This is a genomic window from Burkholderia sp. AU18528 (assembly GCF_002223215.2).
Taxonomy (GTDB): domain Bacteria; phylum Pseudomonadota; class Gammaproteobacteria; order Burkholderiales; family Burkholderiaceae; genus Burkholderia; species Burkholderia semiarida.
The window spans coordinates 2,207,890-2,224,740 of the sequence record NZ_NKFC02000006.1; the positions used below are offsets into that span (position 1 = coordinate 2,207,890).

Genomic DNA, 16,851 nt, shown 5'->3' on the forward strand with positions numbered 1-16,851 from the left:
ACGGCGCGTTTTGCGACGGCGCGTTCGCGATCACGCGAAGTCAGAGGAAGTTTAGAACAGTCAGACGATTTGCGCGCACGCCCTTCTGCGGCAAGCGTTTGCGCGAAGGCCGGCATCGCGCGCGGCCTGAATCGACTCGTGCATGGCCCGCCCGCGCGGCCGATCGCCCGGCCGGCGGCCATGTCGGCGCAACGCTCAGTCCATCGACAAACGCAGCGCGAAACCGATCAACGCCGCGGAGAAGGTCCAGCGCTGCACCGTCTGCGCGAGCGGATGCGCACGCATCCACGCCGCGATGCGCGACGCGCCGAACACGCACGCGAGGTCGAAGCACACGCCGGCCGCCACCAGCAGCGCACCGAGTTCGAACATCTGCCAGACGACCGGCCCGACCTCGGGCCGCACGAACTGCGGCAGCAGCACCGAGCAGAACAACAGCGCCTTCGGGTTCAGCAGATTGGTCAGCAATCCCTTCACGAACGACTGCCGCAGTTCGCCCGCCGCCGCGTCGCCGTCGCCGAGCGCGAACACGGGCGAGCGGAACACCTGGATCGCGACATACGCGAGATAGAGTGCGCCGCCGTAGCGGATCACCTCGTACAGCCACGGCGCGCCGCGGATCAGCGCCGCGACGCCGCATGCCGACAGCGTCACGTGCACGGTGCGGGCGAGCGACAGGCCGGCGGCCGCCGCCATCCCCGGCCGCACGCCGCGGCCGATGCTGGTTTGCAGCACGAGCGCCATGTCGGGCCCTGGCACCGCGTAAATGGCCGCCAGCGCGGCGAGATAAATCAACAGCAAATGCGTGGAAATCATGGTCTGCCCCTCGTCCTTCAATGACGATATGTTGCCGCCGAAGGCAGAGGGATTATTGGCCATTTGCGGCTCAGGAATGGCGAGTCGGAGCGGAATCCGCCACAATCACGGGGTCACGACAAGGATTCCGCCAACATGATCGACCTCGACAAAACCGACCGCGCGATCCTCGCCGCGGTGCAGCGCGACGGCCGCCTGCCGATCGCGCGGCTCGCCGAATCCGTCGGCCTGTCCGAGACGCCTTGCGCGCGGCGCCTCAAACGTCTGGAAAACGACGGCTACATCGAGCGCTACCGCGCCCAACTGTCGCGCCAGGCGCTCGGTTTCGGCGTGGTCGCGTTCGTGCTCGTGCGGTTCGCGACGCACGACCGCAAGGTCGCCGACCGGTTCGAACGGGAAGTGCTCGGCATCGAGCGGATCCTGGCCTGCCACAACGTCGCGGGCACCGCCGACTACCTGTTGCAGGTGGTCGCGCGCGATCTCGACGATTACGGCACGTTCCTGCGCGATTCGCTGCGGATGCTGCCGGGCGTGACGTCGATCGAATCGGCGCTGTCGCTGCGCGAGGTGAAGCACGATGCGGGGTTGCCGGTGCCGTGATGCATGGCTGGCCGGCAAGCCGCCCGCGCAACGCGCGTTCACCTGGTCGGCCGCGCCGCGCCGGCGTCACACCACGTCGGGCGCCTGATGCGCGCGCTCGAGATCCTCGAGAAACGCTTCGACCACCGGATCGCCGCGTCCGTCGCGCGCCACGACCATGTGGAACGTGACCTCGTAGTGCAGTTGCTCCGGATTGAGCGGTGCGAGCAGGCCCTGCGCCACATAGGGCGCCGCGAAGTGCTGCGGCAGGTAGCCGAGGTGATGGCCTGACAGGATCAGCAGCGCGACGGCCTCCATGTTGTCGGCGGTCGCGGTCACGCGATCGGGCGTCGTCGACATCTGCGCTTCCGGCAGCGGATACGAGCGCCAGGCCCACTCGAAGCCGGCGACGTCGGCCGGCGTCAGCGTGCCGGCGCCCTCGAACAGCGGATGGCCACGGCCGCAGTAGGCGACCTGCCGCTCGATGAACAGCGGCGTGTAGTGCAGCGTCGGCACGCGATGCCAGAAATAGCCGACCGCGATCTGGATCTCGTTGCTCAGCAACTTTTCCTCGAGATCGCCGGGCGCGCGCACCGAGATCGAGAAGCGCACCGCCTCGTCGCGCGTGCGGAACGCGGCGATGGCTTCGGCGATCCGCGCGTTCTGGCTCACCGGCGTATGGCCGATCAGGCCGATGTTCAGCGTGCCGACCAGTTGGCGATCCATGTGCCGCGCGGCCATCCCGAATTCGTCGAGCGCCGCGAGCAGCTTGCGGCTCATCGCGTGGAACCGTTCGCCCTTCGGCGTGAGCCGGAAGCCGCTGCGGCCGCGCTCGCACAGCCGGTAGCCGAGCCGCGTCTCGAGCGACGACAGCTGCGCGCTGATCGTCGACTGGCCGACGTTCAGTATCGCCTGCGCGGCCGACACGCCGCCCGCGTCCGTGACCGCGAGAAACACGCGGATCAACCGCAGATCGAGGGTCGACAGATTCCCCAGCACGTTCATCCCCTTCCATACATCGATGAAGATCGATGTTTACGTCGATATCTTCGCATTCTTCTTTGCCGGCGGAGCGCGTAAAACTGTGCGCCAGGCCGCGTCGCATGATACGGCAACCCCACACCGGAAGAGACGAACCCATGAACGACCACACCCATTTCCAGCCGCTCGGCGGCAATGAAATGCCGCGCTCCGGCGGCATCGCGACGATGATGCGCCTGCCGCACGTGGCGAGCGCCGAAGGCCTCGACGCATGTTTCGTCGGCGTGCCGTTCGATCTCGGTACGTCGAACCGCACCGGCGCGCGCTTCGGCCCGCGCCAGATCCGCACCGAATCCGTGCTGCTGCGCCCGTACAACATGGCCACGCGCGCGGCGCCCTTCGATTCGCTGCAGATCGCCGACATCGGCGACGTCGCGATCAACCCGTACAACCTGCACGATTCGATCGCCCGCATCGAGGCCGCGTACGACGCGATTCTCGAGCACGACTGCAAGCCGATCACACTCGGCGGCGATCATACGATCGCGCTGCCGATCCTGCGCGCGATCCACCGCAAGCACGGCAAGGTTGCATTGATCCACGTCGATGCACACGCCGACGTGAACGATACGATGATGGGCGAAAAGATCGCGCACGGCACGCCGTTCCGCCGCGCGGTCGAGGAAGGGTTGCTGCACGGCGACAAGGTCACGCAGATCGGCCTGCGCGGCACCGGCTACGCGGCCGAGGATTTCGACTGGTGCCGGGAGCAGGGCTTCCGCGTCGTCCAGGCCGAGGAATGCTGGAACAAATCGCTCGCGCCGCTGATGGAAGAAGTGCGCGCGCGCATCGGCGACACGCCCGTCTACATCACGTTCGACATCGACGGCATCGACCCGGCCTACGCACCGGGCACCGGCACGCCGGAAATCGCGGGCCTCACGGTGCCGCAAGCGCTCGAGATCATCCGCGGCGCGAAGGGGCTGAACATCGTCGGCTGCGATCTCGTCGAAGTCGCGCCGCCGTACGACCCGTTCGGCACCACGGCGCTGCTCGGCGCGAACCTCGCGTACGAGCTGCTGTGCGTGCTGCCGGGCGTCGCCTACCGCGACTGATCCCGGCGCCGCCACTATTCCAAATCAGAGGATTCCAGAGGAGCACACACCAAGATGGGGACTTCCGTCAAGCAACCGAAGCGTGCGGCGCTCGCTTCGTTCGTCGGCACCACGATCGAATGGTACGACTTCTATAGTTATGCGACCGCCGCCGCCATCGTGTTCGGGCCGCTGTTCTTTCCCGGCGAAAACCGCTTCATCAGCCTGCTCGCATCGTTCGGTTCGTTCGCGGTCGGTTTCTTCGCGCGGCCGCTCGGCGGCGTGATGTTCGGCTATCTGGGCGACCGCTTCGGCCGCAAGCGCTCGCTGCTCGCGACGCTGATGCTGATGGCCGTGTCGACGGTCGCGATCGGCCTGCTGCCCACCCATGCGCAAGCCGGCGTGATCGCACCGATCCTGCTCGTGCTGATGCGCGTGCTGCAAGGCATCGCGGTCGGCGGCGAATGGGGCGGCGCGGTGCTGCTCGCCGGCGAGCATGCACCCGAGGGCAAGCGCACGTTCTTCGCGTCGTTCGCGCAGTTGGGCAGCGCGAGCGGCCTGATCCTGTCGATGCTCGCGTTCGGCGCGATCAGCACGCTGTCGAAGGACGACATGATGAGCTGGGGCTGGCGCGTGCCGTTCCTCGCGAGTTCCGTGCTGCTGATCGTCGGCTTCGTGATCCGCGCGAGCGTGTCGGAATCGCCCGAGTTCGAGGAAGTCAGGAAGAGCGGCAACATCGCGCAAAAACCGCTGCGCGAAGCGCTCAAGGTCTGGCCGCTGCTGCTGCTCGCGATCGGCGCGAACGTTTACGGGATCGCCGGCGTGTATTTCAGCAACATCTTCATGATCAGCTATGCGACGCAATTCCTGTCGCTCGACCGGTCGATGGTGCTGCATTGCATGACGATCGTCGCGGTGCTGCAGTTCGTCGTGCAGCTCGCGGCCGCGTTCCTCGCGCAGCGCTTCGGCACCACGCGCGTGCTGCTGATCACCGGCGCCTGGGCGATGATCGTCCCGTTCGTGATGCTGCCGCTCGTGCACCTGGGCACGCCGGTGTCGATCACGATCGGCGTCGGACTCGCGACGCTCGCGGAATCGGGCTACTACTCGGTCGTCGCGGGCTTCGTCAGCGGCATCTTCGTCGCGCGGATCCGCTATACGGCGATCTCGATCGCGTACCAGGTGTGCGGCGCGCTCGCCGGCGGCCTCACGCCGCTGGTCGCGACCATCATCGCGCAGCACGCCGCGCCGCAATGGTGGCCGCTCGCGCTCCAGTACACGAGTGCGGCCGTGCTGTCGTCGCTCTGCGTGTGGCTGATCTCGCGCCGCGTCCGCATCGACGATGCGGGTGCGCCCGGCAAGACGAACGACGCGCTGCCGCGCGGCACGCGCACCGCGTAGCGCTCGACGCGTGGTGCACATGCATGCATGACAAAAAACGACCCGCTGCCGCGGGTCGTTTTTTTCGTCCGATCGTCGATCGCGACGGTACCGCACCGCGTTCGCTGCGTCACTGCACCTGATTGCGCAGCGTCTTCGCGGCGGCGACCATGTTCGTCAGCGCCGGAATCACTTCCGCCCACTGCCGCGTCTTCAGCCCGCAATCCGGGTTCACCCACAGACGTTCCGCCGGAATCCGTTCGGCCGCCTTCTTCATCAACCCGACGATGTGATCCTGCGTCGGAATGTTCGGCGAATGGATGTCGTACACGCCCGGCCCGATTTCATTCGGATACTTGAACGTGTCGAACGCGTCGAGCAGCTCCATGTCGGAGCGCGACGTCTCGATCGTGATCACGTCGGCATCCATGTCGGCGATCGACGCGATGATGTCGTTGAATTCCGAATAGCACATGTGCGTGTGGATCTGCGTATCGTCCTGCACCCCGTTCGCGGCGATGCGGAACGACTCGACGGCCCACTTCAGGTATTCGCTCCATTGCGCGCGGCGCAACGGCAGACCTTCGCGCAGCGCCGCTTCGTCGATCTGGATCACGCGCACGCCCGCCTTCTCGAGATCGAGCACTTCGTCGCGGATCGCCAGCGCAAGCTGGTAGCACGATACCGAGCGCGGCTGGTCGTCACGCACGAACGACCAGTTCAGGATCGTCACCGGGCCGGTCAGCATGCCCTTCATCGGCTTGTCCGTCAGTGACTGCGCATAGGCGATCCACTCGACCGTCATCGCCTTCGGGCGGCTGATGTCGCCGAACAGGATCGGCGGCTTCACGCAGCGCGAACCGTACGACTGGACCCAGCCGAACTGGCTGAACGCGTAGCCGTCGAGTTGCTCGCCGAAGTATTCGACCATGTCGTTGCGCTCGGCTTCGCCATGCACGAGCACGTCGAGTTCGAGCGACTCCTGTTCGCGCACGCTGCGTTCGATCTCGGCCTGCATCGCCGTGCGATAGCCGGCTTCGTCCAGCGCGCCGGCCTTGAACCGGCTGCGCGCCTGGCGGATCTCGGCGGTCTGCGGGAACGAACCGATCGTCGTCGTCGGAAACGCCGGCAGGTTCAGTCGCGCCGACTGCTTCGACGCACGCTGCGTATAGGGGCTCGCACGGTTGCCGAGCTGCGTGTCGATGCGCGCGATTGCGGCCTTCACCGCCGGGTTGTTCACGCGCGGCGAGCGGCGGCGCGAATCGATCGCGGCGGCATTCGCGGCGAGCGCGCCGGCCACCTTGTCGCGGCCTTCGTTCAGCGCGATCGCGAGCACCTTCAACTCGTCGAGTTTCTGCAGCGCGAACGCGAGCCACGAGCGGATTTCCGCGTCGAGCTTCTCCTCGCTCGCGAGATCGACCGGCACATGCAGCAGCGAGCACGACGGCGCGAGCCACAGCCGGTCGCCCAGTTGCTTCGCGAGCGGTTCGAGCCAGTCGAGCGTCGCGTTCAGGTCGGTCTTCCAGATGTTGCGGCCATTGATCGCGCCCACCGACAGCACGCGGTCTGCCGGCAGTTCACGCACCAGCGCGTCGACTTCGTCGCGCGCGTTGATCGCGTCGATATGCAGGCCGTCGACCGGCAGCGACGCCGCGAGCGTCAGGTTGTCCTGAAGCTGGCCGAAGTACGTGGCGAGCAGTAGCTTGATGCGGCGCGTTTCCAGCGCCGCGTACGCGGTGCGCAACGCCTGGCGCCATTCGGCATCGAGCTCGGTCACGAGAATCGGCTCGTCGATCTGCGCCCATTCGACGCCCTGCGCGGTCAGCGTGTCGAGCAGCGCGCCGTACACCGGCAGCAGCTTCGGCAGCAACGCGAGGCGATCGGAATCGTCCTTCGACTTGCCGAGCCACAGGTACGTGACGGGGCCGAGAATCACCGGTTTCGCGCGCACGCCCTGCGCGTTCGCTTCGGCCAGTTGCTGCAGCAGACGCGACGGATCGAGCGAGAAATTCGTATCCGCGTGGAACTCCGGCACGATGTAGTGGTAGTTCGTGTCGAACCACTTCGTCATTTCGCCGGCCGCGACACCGCCGCAGCACGCCGCATGTTCTTCCGCCGACTGCGCCGAACGGCCGCGCGCGACGCGGAAATAGTTGTCGAGCGCATCGCCGTGGAAATCCTGCACGCGCTTCGGCAGGTTGCCGAGCGTGAAGCTCATGTCGAGCACCTGGTCGTAGAACGCGAAGTCGCCGATCGGCGCGAGATCGAGATCACGCTGGTCGTGCCAGTGGCGCCGCCGCAACTCGGCGCCGAGCGCCTTCAGTTCGTCGCGCGACGATTCGCCCTTCCAGTAGCGTTCGAGACCGAACTTGAGTTCGCGCTTCGCGCCGATGCGCGGAAAACCGAGGTTGTGTGTCGTGACCATGAAGCTGCCGTCCAGAGAAAAATGAAGATCCGGCAGCCATCATAGGGATTTCAAACCATGAAATAAAATGGCATTATTTCATTCATCCATTAACATTCTTCATGTATTCGTGGAAATGAGCGCCATCCATGCTGGAACGATTCCATCTCGTCGTCATTCGTGAAGTCGAGCGCCAGGGCTCGCTGACCGCGGCGGCCAATGCACTGCACCTCACGCAGTCGGCGCTCAGCCATACCGTCAGGAAAATCGAGCAGCAGCTCGGCACACCGATCTGGGACCGGGAAGGCCGCGGCCTGCGGCTCACGCAGGGCGGGCAGTATCTGCTGAAGCTGGCGAACCGGCTGCTGCCGCAGTTCGAGCTCGCCGAGGAACGGATGAAGCAGTACGCGAAGGGCGAGCGCGGCACGCTGCGCATCGGGATGGAGTGCCACCCGTGCTACCAGTGGCTGCTGAAGGTCGTGTCGCCGTACCTGTCGCGCTGGCCCGACGTCGACGTGGACGTGAAGCAGCGCTTCCAGTTCGGCGGCATCGGCGCGCTGTTCGGTTACGACATCGACGTGCTGGTGACGCCCGATCCGCTGAACAAGCCGGGGCTGCGTTTCGATCCCGTGTTCGACTACGAACAGGTGCTCGTGGTCGCGGATTCGCACCGGTTCGCGCATGCCGACTACGTGACGCCCGCGCAGCTGGCCGACGAGATCCTGATCACGTACCCGGTCGAAACCGATCGGCTCGACATCTACAACCAGTTCCTGACGCCGGCCGGCATCGTGCCGAGGCGGCACAAGTCGATCGAGACGACCGACATCATGTTGCAGATGGTCGCGAGCGGGCGCGGCGTGGCCGCGCTGCCGCGGTGGCTCGCGGACGAGTACGCGGACCGGATGCCGGTCGTGCCGGTCAAGCTCGGCAAGAAGGGCATCGCGAAGCAGATCTTCCTCGGCATCCGTGAAGCGGATGCATCGATTGACTATCTGGCGGCGTTCGTCGCGCTGGCGCGCGAATCGACGTGGAGCGCGCCGCGCATGCTGCGCTAGGCGCGCCCGGTTGCCCCGCGCGTCAGGCGGCGCGCATTCCCGCGCGCTCGCCGCGCTCGACCCATGCGCCGAACAGCAGGCCGATCGTCGTCCACATGATCACCTGCATGCCGATGGCCGCCACGCGGAATTTCCACAGCAAGGCCGCCGGGAAATCGGCCGGCAACTCGCTGACCGACGGCAGCCCGATCTGCACGGCCGCGATGATCGCGACGAACACGAGCCCGGCGACGATCGATGCGTTCCACTGCCCGAGCTTCGCCAGCAGATGGCGGCGCACGCTGACCGAGAACACCATCGTCGCCACCGAGATCGCGATCATCAGGAAAAACAGGCCCGTGCGATAGCCGATCGTGTCGGGGTCGCCGACCGACGGCGGATTGGCCGGGTACTTGAGGTTCGGCACGATCACGAGCGCGACGAACGCCGCCAGCGCGAGCCACGCGGCGAGCGGGCGCGCCGGCAGGCGGCTGCCGCGCCCGTATGCATACGCGAAGACCAGCGAGAACAGCCCGCCGAATGCCGCGCCGTAGGTCACGACGCCCGTCAGCAGCCCGAGGCCGGCCTGCGTGTGGCGGCTGACCAGCTCGGGCTCCGGCGCCTCGCCTTGGGCGGCGGTGGTTTTTTCCTCGAAGGCGATTGCCTGATCGACTTGCGGTTCGCCGACGATTTTCGCGAAACCGAACGTGAGGAGGCCCGCGGCGATGCCGGCGAGCATCCCGCGCATGAGCAGCTTTCCGACCATCTTTTACTCCGCGTCAGTGGCAGGGAAAGCCGAGCAGATGGCGGCCGTCGTGGACGAATTCGTGTACGACCATGCCCGGCACGAGCGACGTCGCGCCCTGTTCCGCACCGACGAAATAGAGTGCGAGCAGCAGGATCAGGCCGACGAACACGGCCCACGGCAACAGCTCACGGACGGGGATGGGCGCCGGCACGACCGCCGGCTTCAGCACTGCTTCGCTCATGGATGCACCTCAGGGGAATCGCGCCCCGACAAATGATGGATGGGTACGAAGGCAGGTCTGGCTTCCGGGATCATCGATTCTCCGGTTACAGTGGCGCGACCGCGCCGGAATTGCACCGGCTTCCGCGCTTCGTATCGGGCGAATTGTACGCGCGAACGTTCGCGTATTGAAGCGATGCCACATGGGCAAGCGCATCCCGTTCCGGATCATCCGACAACCGACATGACCCTGCCTGCCTCGCTGCGCCTGATCGCGCACGCATCGACCCGCGCCATGCGCACCGGCACGTTTCCCGACGACGATCCGCTCGACGCACTCGGGCTCGCCGAAGCCGCTGCGTTGCGCGGCCGATGGATGGGCGTTGCCGGCTCGCTCGTGCTGTGCAGCCCGGCACGCTGCGCAAGGCAGACGGCCGACGCACTCGGGCTGCACGCCGATATCGACGATGCGCTGCGCGACCTCGACTACGGCAACTGGCGCGGCAAGCGGCTGCACGATCTCGCGCGCGACCTGCCCGACGAACTTGCAGCGTGGATCGGCTCGCCGTCCGCGTCGCCGCATCGCGGCGAATCGTTCGACGCCGCCGCGCATCGGGTCGGCACATGGCTGGCCGCATTGCCGCGCGATCGCGATGTCGTCGCGATCACGCATGCACCGATCGTCCGCGCGGCCATCGCGCACGTGCTGCGGATGGATCGCGAGGCGGCCGCCCGCCTCGACGTCGCGCCGCTGTCGTGCACGACGTTCGTCGCGTCGCCCGGCGGCTGGACGTTGGCCGCGACAGACGACGTGCACGACACGGGTGCGTAGGCCACTGTCTCGTTCACGATGTGGGTAGACGATGCGCCCCGACGCGTCACATGCCGCCGCTTGCCTTACATCCCGTAAGACGCACCGTTCGCCGTCCCACCTGTCATCAAACTGACTGCTAGCCGCAGCTAGGATCGGACGCGGTTCCCTCACGAGATGCCGTCATGAATCAACCCGCTTCGTCCTCCCCGCACCATCCCGGCTCCGTCGCACGCAACAGGCAGATCGGTTATGCCGCATTTCTGCTGGTGCTCGTGCTCGGCGCCGTCTATATCGCCACGCACTTGCTCGCCGATCTGGCGCCGGTCCGCGAAGGGACGCTGTTCCCGTATCTGCTGCTCGGCGCCGCGCTGCTGATCGCGCTCGGCTTCGAATTCGTCAACGGCTTCCACGACACCGCGAATGCGGTCGCCACCGTGATCTATACGCACTCGCTGACGCCGAACGTCGCAGTGATCTGGTCGGGCATGTGGAACTTCCTCGGTGTGATGGTCTCGAGCGGTGCCGTCGCCTTCGGCATCCTGCAGTTGCTGCCGGTCGAGCTGATCCTGCAGGTCGGCAGCGGCGCGGGCTTCGCGATGGTGTTCGCACTGCTGATCGCCGCGATCGTCTGGAACCTCACGACCTGGTATTTCGGATTGCCGTCTTCGAGCTCGCATACGCTGATCGGCTCGATCATCGGCGTGGGGCTGATGAACCAGCTGATGCACGGGCCGTCCGGCACGAGCGGCGTCGACTGGGGCCAGGCGCTCGGCGTCGGCAAGTCGCTGCTGCTCTCGCCGATCGTCGGTTTCCTGTGTGCATCGCTGCTGCTACTCGCGCTGAAGGCCGTCGTGCGGATTCCCGAGCTGTACAAGGAACCGCCGAAGGACCAGCCGCCGCCGTTCTGGATTCGCTGCCTGCTGATCCTCACCTGCACCGGCGTGTCGTTCGCACACGGGTCGAACGACGGGCAGAAAGGGATGGGCCTCATCATGCTTATCCTGATCGGCACCGTGCCCACCGCGTATGCGCTGAACAAGGCCGTCACGCCCGCCGAATCGCAGACCTTCGTGGCCGTGGCGAACCAGGCGGCCGCGACGTTCGGGAAGTACACGAACGGCGTCGCGCCGTCCGCGAACCCGCGCGCCGATGTCGAACACTACGTGCAGCATCGTGAACTGACGCCCGCCGTACTGCCGGCCGTCGCGCAGTTGTCCACGTCGCTCGCGACCGCCGTCGGCGCGTCGGGCTCGATGGCGGCCGTGCCGCAGCGCGACGTCGACAACGTGCGCAACACGATGTATCTCGTCTCCGAAGCCATTCGCCTGATCGAGAAGTCGGGCCAGCCCGCGTTCGCGGCAGACGACAAGCTCGCGATCAACAACTATCGCACGCAGCTCGACCACGCGACCAAGTTCATTCCGACGTGGGTGAAGGTCGCCGTCGCGATCGCGCTGGGTCTCGGCACGATGGTCGGCTGGAAGCGGATCGTCGTGACCGTCGGCGAAAAAATCGGCAAGCAGCATCTGACGTACGGACAGGGCGCATCGGCCGAACTCGTCGCGATGCTGACGATCGGCGCCGCCGACGTGTACGGGTTGCCCGTATCGACGACTCACGTGCTGTCGTCGGGTGTCGCGGGCACGATGGCGGCGAACGGCTCCGGCTTGCAATGGAGCACGGTGCGCAGCCTCGTCCTCGCATGGGTGCTGACGCTGCCGGCGTCGATCGCGCTAGCGGCCGGGCTTTACTGGCTGTTCCGGTCGCTGGCCTGATCGCGGACGCGGCGGGTGGCGGGCGATCGCCGGCTATCCGCCGCGGCAGGTGGGATATGGCGCTTCTCCGCTTCTCCGCTCCGGCACGTCGCAACATTCAGTGTGTCGATGCCGCGCCTTCAATGCTTCCTGGCCCGAATTAAAGCGCAAAATCTGGAGCGCGCCGGCACGCGGACGCCGCTAGACTGGGTTCATCAACTTTCATCGTGAATCCGACCGTGCGCGACCGCACGACGCCGCACTGCCGATGCCCCGAGGTACGCCCGTGAACATTGCCGATCTGCAACCCGCCGTCGACTCGCAGGACATCGCGCAACGCGTCGACACCCTCGACTGGTCGAGCGTCGATGCCGAGCTCGATCGCTACGGATGCGCGCGCGTGCCGGGCCTGATGTCGGCACGCGAGTGCGATGCACTCGCGTCGCTCTATCCGCGCGATGCGCTCTATCGTTCACGCGTCGTGATGGCGCGGCACGGCTTTGGCCGCGGCGAGTACAAGTATTTCGCATATCCGCTGCCCGCGGTCATCGCCGAGCTGCGCGCGACGATCTACCCGCATCTCGCGCCGATCGCGAATCGCTGGAACCAGGCGCTCGGATGCGACGTCCGTTATCCGAAAGACCATGCGACGTTCCTAGACCGCTGCCACGCAGCGGGACAGACGCGACCGACACCGCTGATCCTGCAATACGGTGCCGACGACTACAACTGCCTCCATCAGGACCTGTATGGCGAGCACGTGTTTCCGCTGCAGGTCGCGATCCTGCTGTCGGCGCCGGGCCGCGATTTCAGTGGCGGGGAATTCGTGCTGACGGAACAGCGACCACGCATGCAGTCGCGTGCGGAAGTGGTGCCGCTGACACAAGGCGACGCGGTGATCTTCGCGGTACACGGCCGGCCCGTGCAGGGAACCCGCGGCGTCTATCGCGTCAACCTGCGGCACGGCGTCAGCCGGATTCGAAGCGGCCACCGCCATACGGTCGGCATCATCTTCCATGACGCGCAGTAGGGAGGTAGTGGATAGCGGGCATTGGGCATTGGGCATCGGGACGGACGGCTGCTGTCTCGTCCCGCCCCTGTCGCGCATCGCATGCATGGTCGCCGCGGCACCGCACGCTATCGTTCCGAGAGCGTTCCGACAAAGCACGATCGACCAGAAGGCCGCGTGCCCGCAATGACTGAATACCGATTGCGCCGACCGTCAAGCGATCCACGCAGAAACGAATCGGCCCTTCAGGGTGAGTGCTGCAAAACATCCGCGCTCACCTGTCGCCCCGCCGATACGATTGCCAGTCCGGCCTATCCTCGCGCCATGTTGGCCCGCAGCCGGTCGCCGGCATCGGAGGCCAGCCGTGCATAGCCCGGCAACGTCAGCAGCGCGAGCACGCCCGCCGCGACGAACGCCCAGCGGAAATCGTCGAGCACGTAGTGCATGCCGGCCGCGTCGCCGCGCCCCCATGCCGCGAGCCGCAGCGACAATGCACCGAACGCGATCCCCATCCCGATCGTCATCTGCTGCGCGGCGCTCCACAGCGTGCTGGCCGCGCTCGTTTGCTGAGGCGGGATATCCGCATAGGCCAGCGTCGCGAGCGTCGTGAACTGCATCGACCGCGTGAGCCCGTAGACGAATACGACGAACAGCGTGATCGCCAGCGGCGTCGACGCAGTCAGCCAGCCGCATGCGATCGTGAAAATGCCGACGATCGTGACGTCGACGAGCGCAACGCGCCGGAAGCCGTAACGATCAAGGATCCACGACGTGCCCGCCTTCATCCCGAGATTGCCGAGCGCGCTCGCGAGCAGCAGCAGGCCGGACTGAAACGGCGATAGCCCGAAGCCGACCTGGAACAACAGCGGCAGCAGGTACGGGACGGCGTTGATCGCCATCCGCGTGATCGAGCCGGTGATCACGGTCACCGAGAACGTCGGCACCTTCAGCGTCGTGAAATCGAGCAGCGGATGCGCGCAGCGTCGCGCATGCAGCCAAGCGGCAATGCCGAACAGCACGCTCGCGCCCACCAGGGCACCCGCGCGCGTGAAATCGACATCCTGCTGGCCAGCCGCTTCGGTGCCGATCAACAGGCAGGTCAATGCGCCGCCGGCCAGCACGAAGCCGACCCAGTCGAGCGGCCGTTGCTCGCCGGCCCGCGTATTCCGGACGATCAGCCAGGTACAAACGAGCGCGGCAAGGCCGAACGGGACGTTCAACAGGAAGATCCATCTCCACGATGCATAGGTCGTGATGAAGCCCCCGATCGGCGGCCCGACGACGGGCGCGACGATCCCCGGCCACGTGATCGTCGCGATCGCGCGCATCAGCCTCGCCTTCTCGGTACTGCGCACGACGATCATCCGCCCGACCGGCACCATCATCGCCCCGCCGACACCCTGCAGCAGCCGGGCAGCCGTAAACGACATCACCCCTTCGGACAGCCCGCACAGCACCGACGCGCCGGTAAAGACGACGATCGCACTCGCAAAGACGGTGCGTGAACCATAGCGATCCGCGATCCAGCCGCTGATCGGGATGAACACCGCCAGCGCCAGCATGTAGGCCGTCATCCCGAGGCTCAGTGCGTTCGGTCCGACGCCGAAGGAGCGGGCCATTTGCGGCAGCGCGGTCGCGATCACCGTCGTGTCGAGGTACTCCATGAAGAAGGTCGCGGCGACGAGATACGGCAAGAAGTCGGTCGTCCGACCACTTTGAGCGGGGCTGTCAGTCATGAACGATGCAGAAGACGGAATGCAAAAAGCGCCGACCGCCGGCGGATGCAGGCAAAGCACCGGGAATCGGGACGAGCGATGATATTACCCCGAAGGGCTTGCTTCCCGCTCTGCCGGGCATGTCGCGCGAATGAACTTTATGCGCATAGATTTTTATGATGATGTCGTGCTGCGATCGCCGAGTGGTGCGTATGACACGGCGCCTCGAAGGACGGGCAGATGCAGGGATTTTTCGTCAGGAGGCAGTATTCATCGATCATTGCCGATCAACATCGCTCATCATCAGCCATCGCAACATCGTCGCCGAATGTGCAATATTGGTGGAGCAGCCCCCTGAAACGCCGGACACAGTCACCCACTTACAATAACGGGTAGGCATAAGACTGTGTTTTTGACTAACACCAGGCAGGAAGTGATGGAAGTGTTGACGGGCCCGGAGCGCCGGCGGCGCTGGACGGCGGAGCAGAAGCTGGCGATGGTTCGCGAGAGTTTCGAGCCGGGGAAATCGGTTTCGATGGTCGCGCGCCAGCACGGCGTGAATCCGAACCAACTGTTCCACTGGCGCAAGCTGTACCAGGATGGGAGCCTGTCAGCGGTCAAAGCTGGCGAGGAGGTGGTTCCGGCCTCGGAACTGGCCGACGCGCTCAAGCAGATTCGTGAGCTGCAACGGATGCTCGGCAAGAAGACCATGGAGAACGAGATTCTCCGCGAAGCAGTCGAGTACGGCCGGGCAAAAAAATGGATAGCGCACTCGCCCTCGCTGCCGGAGGACGACCAGTGAAACTGGTTTGTGAAGTTCTCGGCGTGTCGCGCTCGAACGTATTGGCACGACTGTCGCGTCCGGCGACGTGGCGCGATGGCCGTCAATCAAGGCGGACTGACGACGCGGTCGCGGTCGAGGAAATCCACCGGGTCATCGGCGATTTGCCCAGCTATGGCTATCGCCGAGTTTGGGGCATATTGCGCAACGAGCGCGTCGCGGTTGGGCTGGCGCCGTTCAATGCCAAGCGCATCTATCGCGTCATGCGCACGCACGGGTTGCTGATGCAGCGCCGACCGACTCCACCGCGGCCGCAACGTCGACATGACGGCAAAGTGGCCGTCGCGCGCAGCAATCAGCGATGGTGCTCGGACGGCTTCGAGTTCCGCTGCGACAACGGCGAGCCGCTGCGGGTGACGTTTGCGCTGGATTGCTGCGACCGAGAGGCGATGAGCTGGGCGGCCACGACAGCAGGCCACAGCGGCGACATCGTGCGAGACGTGATGCTGGCTGCAGTGGAAAATCGGTTTGGCAACGAACTGCATACCCCGTCCGAAATCGAGTGGCTGAGCGACAACGGTTCGGGGTACACGGCCGACGACACGCGCCGGTTCGCAGTGGCCATCGGCCTGAAGCCATTGACCACACCGGTGTGCAGCCCACAAAGTAATGGGATGGCAGAGAGCTTCGTGAAGACGATGAAACGCGACTACGTCGCCTTTATGCCGAAGCCGGACGCAGCGACTGCCGCACGCAACTTGGCCATCGCGTTCGAGCATTACAACGAGAAGCATCCCCATAGCGCGCTGAAATACCGCTCGCCTCGCGAGTTCCGGCGCTCGATGGATTCAGCAACCTTAGTGTGACGCTGTGTCCGGTATTACAGGGGCAACTCCAATTGGCCAGAATCGATCCTGAAGACGGATGGTACGGTTAGCGGAAGGAGGTGCTGGGAGATTCAGGACGGTACAACGGCCGCTACCCGAGAATAACGGAGCGCAGGATGGACCGGTCTGCACTGCTATTCATTACGTCGCAGCGGGACTCGGCGCAGGTAGCCTCGGTAATGCTTCACCGCCGGCCTTTTGGGATGCCGAAATGCAAAAACCCCCGCCTGTTCGGGCGGGGGTTTTTGGCTTAGGGAGCCTGACGATTACCTACTTTCACACGGGAATCCGCACTATCATCGGCGTAGAGTCGTTTCACGGTCCTGTTCGGGATGGGAAGGGGTGGGACCGACTCGCTATGGTCATCAGGCAAAGAGGGTTGTTCTGCTGGCGTGGCCAACAGAACCAATCTGGGAAGAAGCAGTAATCAGGTTGTGTGTATCACACACGAGAATCCAACTTGTCGCTTTGGATCGCTGCTCGTGCAGAGCACGGCGCAGATCCATAAGGCAGACTTGTTATAGGATCAAGCCTTACGGGCAATTAGTATCGGTTAGCTGAACGCATTACTGCGCTTACACACCCGACCTATCAACGTCCTGGTCTCGAACGACCCTTCAAGGGGATCTAGTC

Annotated in this window: 14 protein-coding genes, 2 rRNA genes and 1 riboswitch; of the genes, 8 read left to right on the forward strand and 8 right to left on the reverse strand. The window is 65.3% G+C overall.

What is annotated here, in order from left to right; all coding sequences use genetic code 11:
* Positions 1-195: 195 nt before the first annotated feature.
* Entirely contained in the window at positions 196-816 is a 621-nt protein-coding gene (locus CFB52_RS26645) for a LysE family translocator (protein ID WP_059643529.1), read from the reverse strand.
* 135 nt (positions 817-951) lie between these two features.
* Between CFB52_RS26645 and CFB52_RS26650 the strand changes: the two genes are divergently transcribed.
* Positions 952-1,416, forward strand: a complete 465-nt coding sequence (locus CFB52_RS26650; protein WP_006488501.1) for an Lrp/AsnC family transcriptional regulator — start codon at positions 952-954, stop codon at positions 1,414-1,416.
* 66 nt (positions 1,417-1,482) lie between these two features.
* On the opposite strand, the gene CFB52_RS26655 is transcribed toward CFB52_RS26650, so the two are convergent.
* On the reverse strand, positions 1,483-2,400 hold the full coding sequence (locus CFB52_RS26655; RefSeq protein ID WP_179231794.1) for a LysR family transcriptional regulator: 918 nt from the start codon (positions 2,398-2,400) through the stop codon (positions 1,483-1,485).
* A 134-nt stretch (positions 2,401-2,534) separates the two neighbouring features.
* Between CFB52_RS26655 and speB the strand changes: the two genes are divergently transcribed.
* Entirely contained in the window at positions 2,535-3,491 is a 957-nt protein-coding gene (gene speB / locus CFB52_RS26660) for an agmatinase (RefSeq protein ID WP_059575568.1), read from the forward strand.
* A 54-nt stretch (positions 3,492-3,545) separates the two neighbouring features.
* The gene (locus CFB52_RS26665) at positions 3,546-4,871 is read left to right on the forward strand and encodes an MFS transporter (protein WP_060315178.1); all 1,326 of its coding nucleotides are present in this window, start codon (positions 3,546-3,548) and stop codon (positions 4,869-4,871) included.
* A 109-nt stretch (positions 4,872-4,980) separates the two neighbouring features.
* Here CFB52_RS26665 and metE read toward each other — a convergent pair whose 3' ends face one another.
* A complete protein-coding gene (gene metE, locus CFB52_RS26670; RefSeq protein ID WP_059575574.1) occupies positions 4,981-7,275 on the reverse strand; it encodes a 5-methyltetrahydropteroyltriglutamate--homocysteine S-methyltransferase in 2,295 nt (764 codons plus the stop codon).
* A gap of 128 nt (positions 7,276-7,403) precedes the next feature.
* On the opposite strand from metE, the gene CFB52_RS26675 reads away from it, so the two are divergent.
* Entirely contained in the window at positions 7,404-8,312 is a 909-nt protein-coding gene (locus tag CFB52_RS26675; RefSeq protein WP_099317839.1) for a LysR family transcriptional regulator, read from the forward strand.
* Between the two features lie 22 nt (positions 8,313-8,334).
* On the opposite strand, the gene CFB52_RS26680 is transcribed toward CFB52_RS26675, so the two are convergent.
* Together CFB52_RS26680 and CFB52_RS26685 are read right to left on the reverse strand one after the other, a co-directional pair.
* Complete coding sequence (locus tag CFB52_RS26680; protein WP_059575577.1) at positions 8,335-9,057, reverse strand: CbtA family protein; 723 nt, start codon at positions 9,055-9,057, stop codon at positions 8,335-8,337.
* Between the two features lie 13 nt (positions 9,058-9,070).
* Positions 9,071-9,280, reverse strand: a complete 210-nt coding sequence (locus tag CFB52_RS26685) for a CbtB-domain containing protein (RefSeq protein ID WP_034175140.1) — start codon at positions 9,278-9,280, stop codon at positions 9,071-9,073.
* Between the two features lie 32 nt (positions 9,281-9,312).
* A riboswitch (cobalamin riboswitch) is annotated at positions 9,313-9,456 on the reverse strand.
* A gap of 46 nt (positions 9,457-9,502) precedes the next feature.
* On the opposite strand from CFB52_RS26685, the gene CFB52_RS26690 reads away from it, so the two are divergent.
* The 3 genes from CFB52_RS26690 to CFB52_RS26700 all read left to right on the forward strand — a co-directional run bounded on the left by CFB52_RS26690 (position 9,503) and on the right by CFB52_RS26700 (position 12,856).
* Complete coding sequence (locus CFB52_RS26690) at positions 9,503-10,090, forward strand: histidine phosphatase family protein (protein WP_099317840.1); 588 nt, start codon at positions 9,503-9,505, stop codon at positions 10,088-10,090.
* Positions 10,091-10,254: 164 nt separating this feature from the next.
* Positions 10,255-11,847: an inorganic phosphate transporter gene (locus CFB52_RS26695; protein WP_099317841.1), complete on the forward strand. Its 1,593-nt coding sequence runs from the start codon at positions 10,255-10,257 to the stop codon at positions 11,845-11,847.
* Between the two features lie 247 nt (positions 11,848-12,094).
* Complete coding sequence (locus tag CFB52_RS26700) at positions 12,095-12,856, forward strand: 2OG-Fe(II) oxygenase (protein WP_099317842.1); 762 nt, start codon at positions 12,095-12,097, stop codon at positions 12,854-12,856.
* Between the two features lie 290 nt (positions 12,857-13,146).
* On the opposite strand, the gene CFB52_RS26705 is transcribed toward CFB52_RS26700, so the two are convergent.
* Positions 13,147-14,571 carry a DHA2 family efflux MFS transporter permease subunit gene (locus CFB52_RS26705; protein ID WP_099317843.1) on the reverse strand — a complete coding sequence of 475 codons (1,425 nt, stop codon included), beginning with the start codon at positions 14,569-14,571 and terminating at the stop codon, positions 13,147-13,149.
* 415 nt (positions 14,572-14,986) lie between these two features.
* On the opposite strand from CFB52_RS26705, the gene CFB52_RS26710 reads away from it, so the two are divergent.
* A protein-coding gene (locus CFB52_RS26710) for an IS3 family transposase (protein ID WP_099317844.1) occupies positions 14,987-16,197 on the forward strand; the annotation gives its coding sequence in 2 pieces (ribosomal slippage) (positions 14,987-15,302 and positions 15,302-16,197; 1,212 coding nt in all).
* Positions 16,198-16,475: 278 nt separating this feature from the next.
* On the opposite strand, the gene rrf is transcribed toward CFB52_RS26710, so the two are convergent.
* A 5S ribosomal RNA gene (gene rrf / locus CFB52_RS26715) occupies positions 16,476-16,588 on the reverse strand.
* A gap of 152 nt (positions 16,589-16,740) precedes the next feature.
* A 23S ribosomal RNA gene (locus CFB52_RS26720) occupies positions 16,741-16,851 on the reverse strand; the annotation flags it as partial.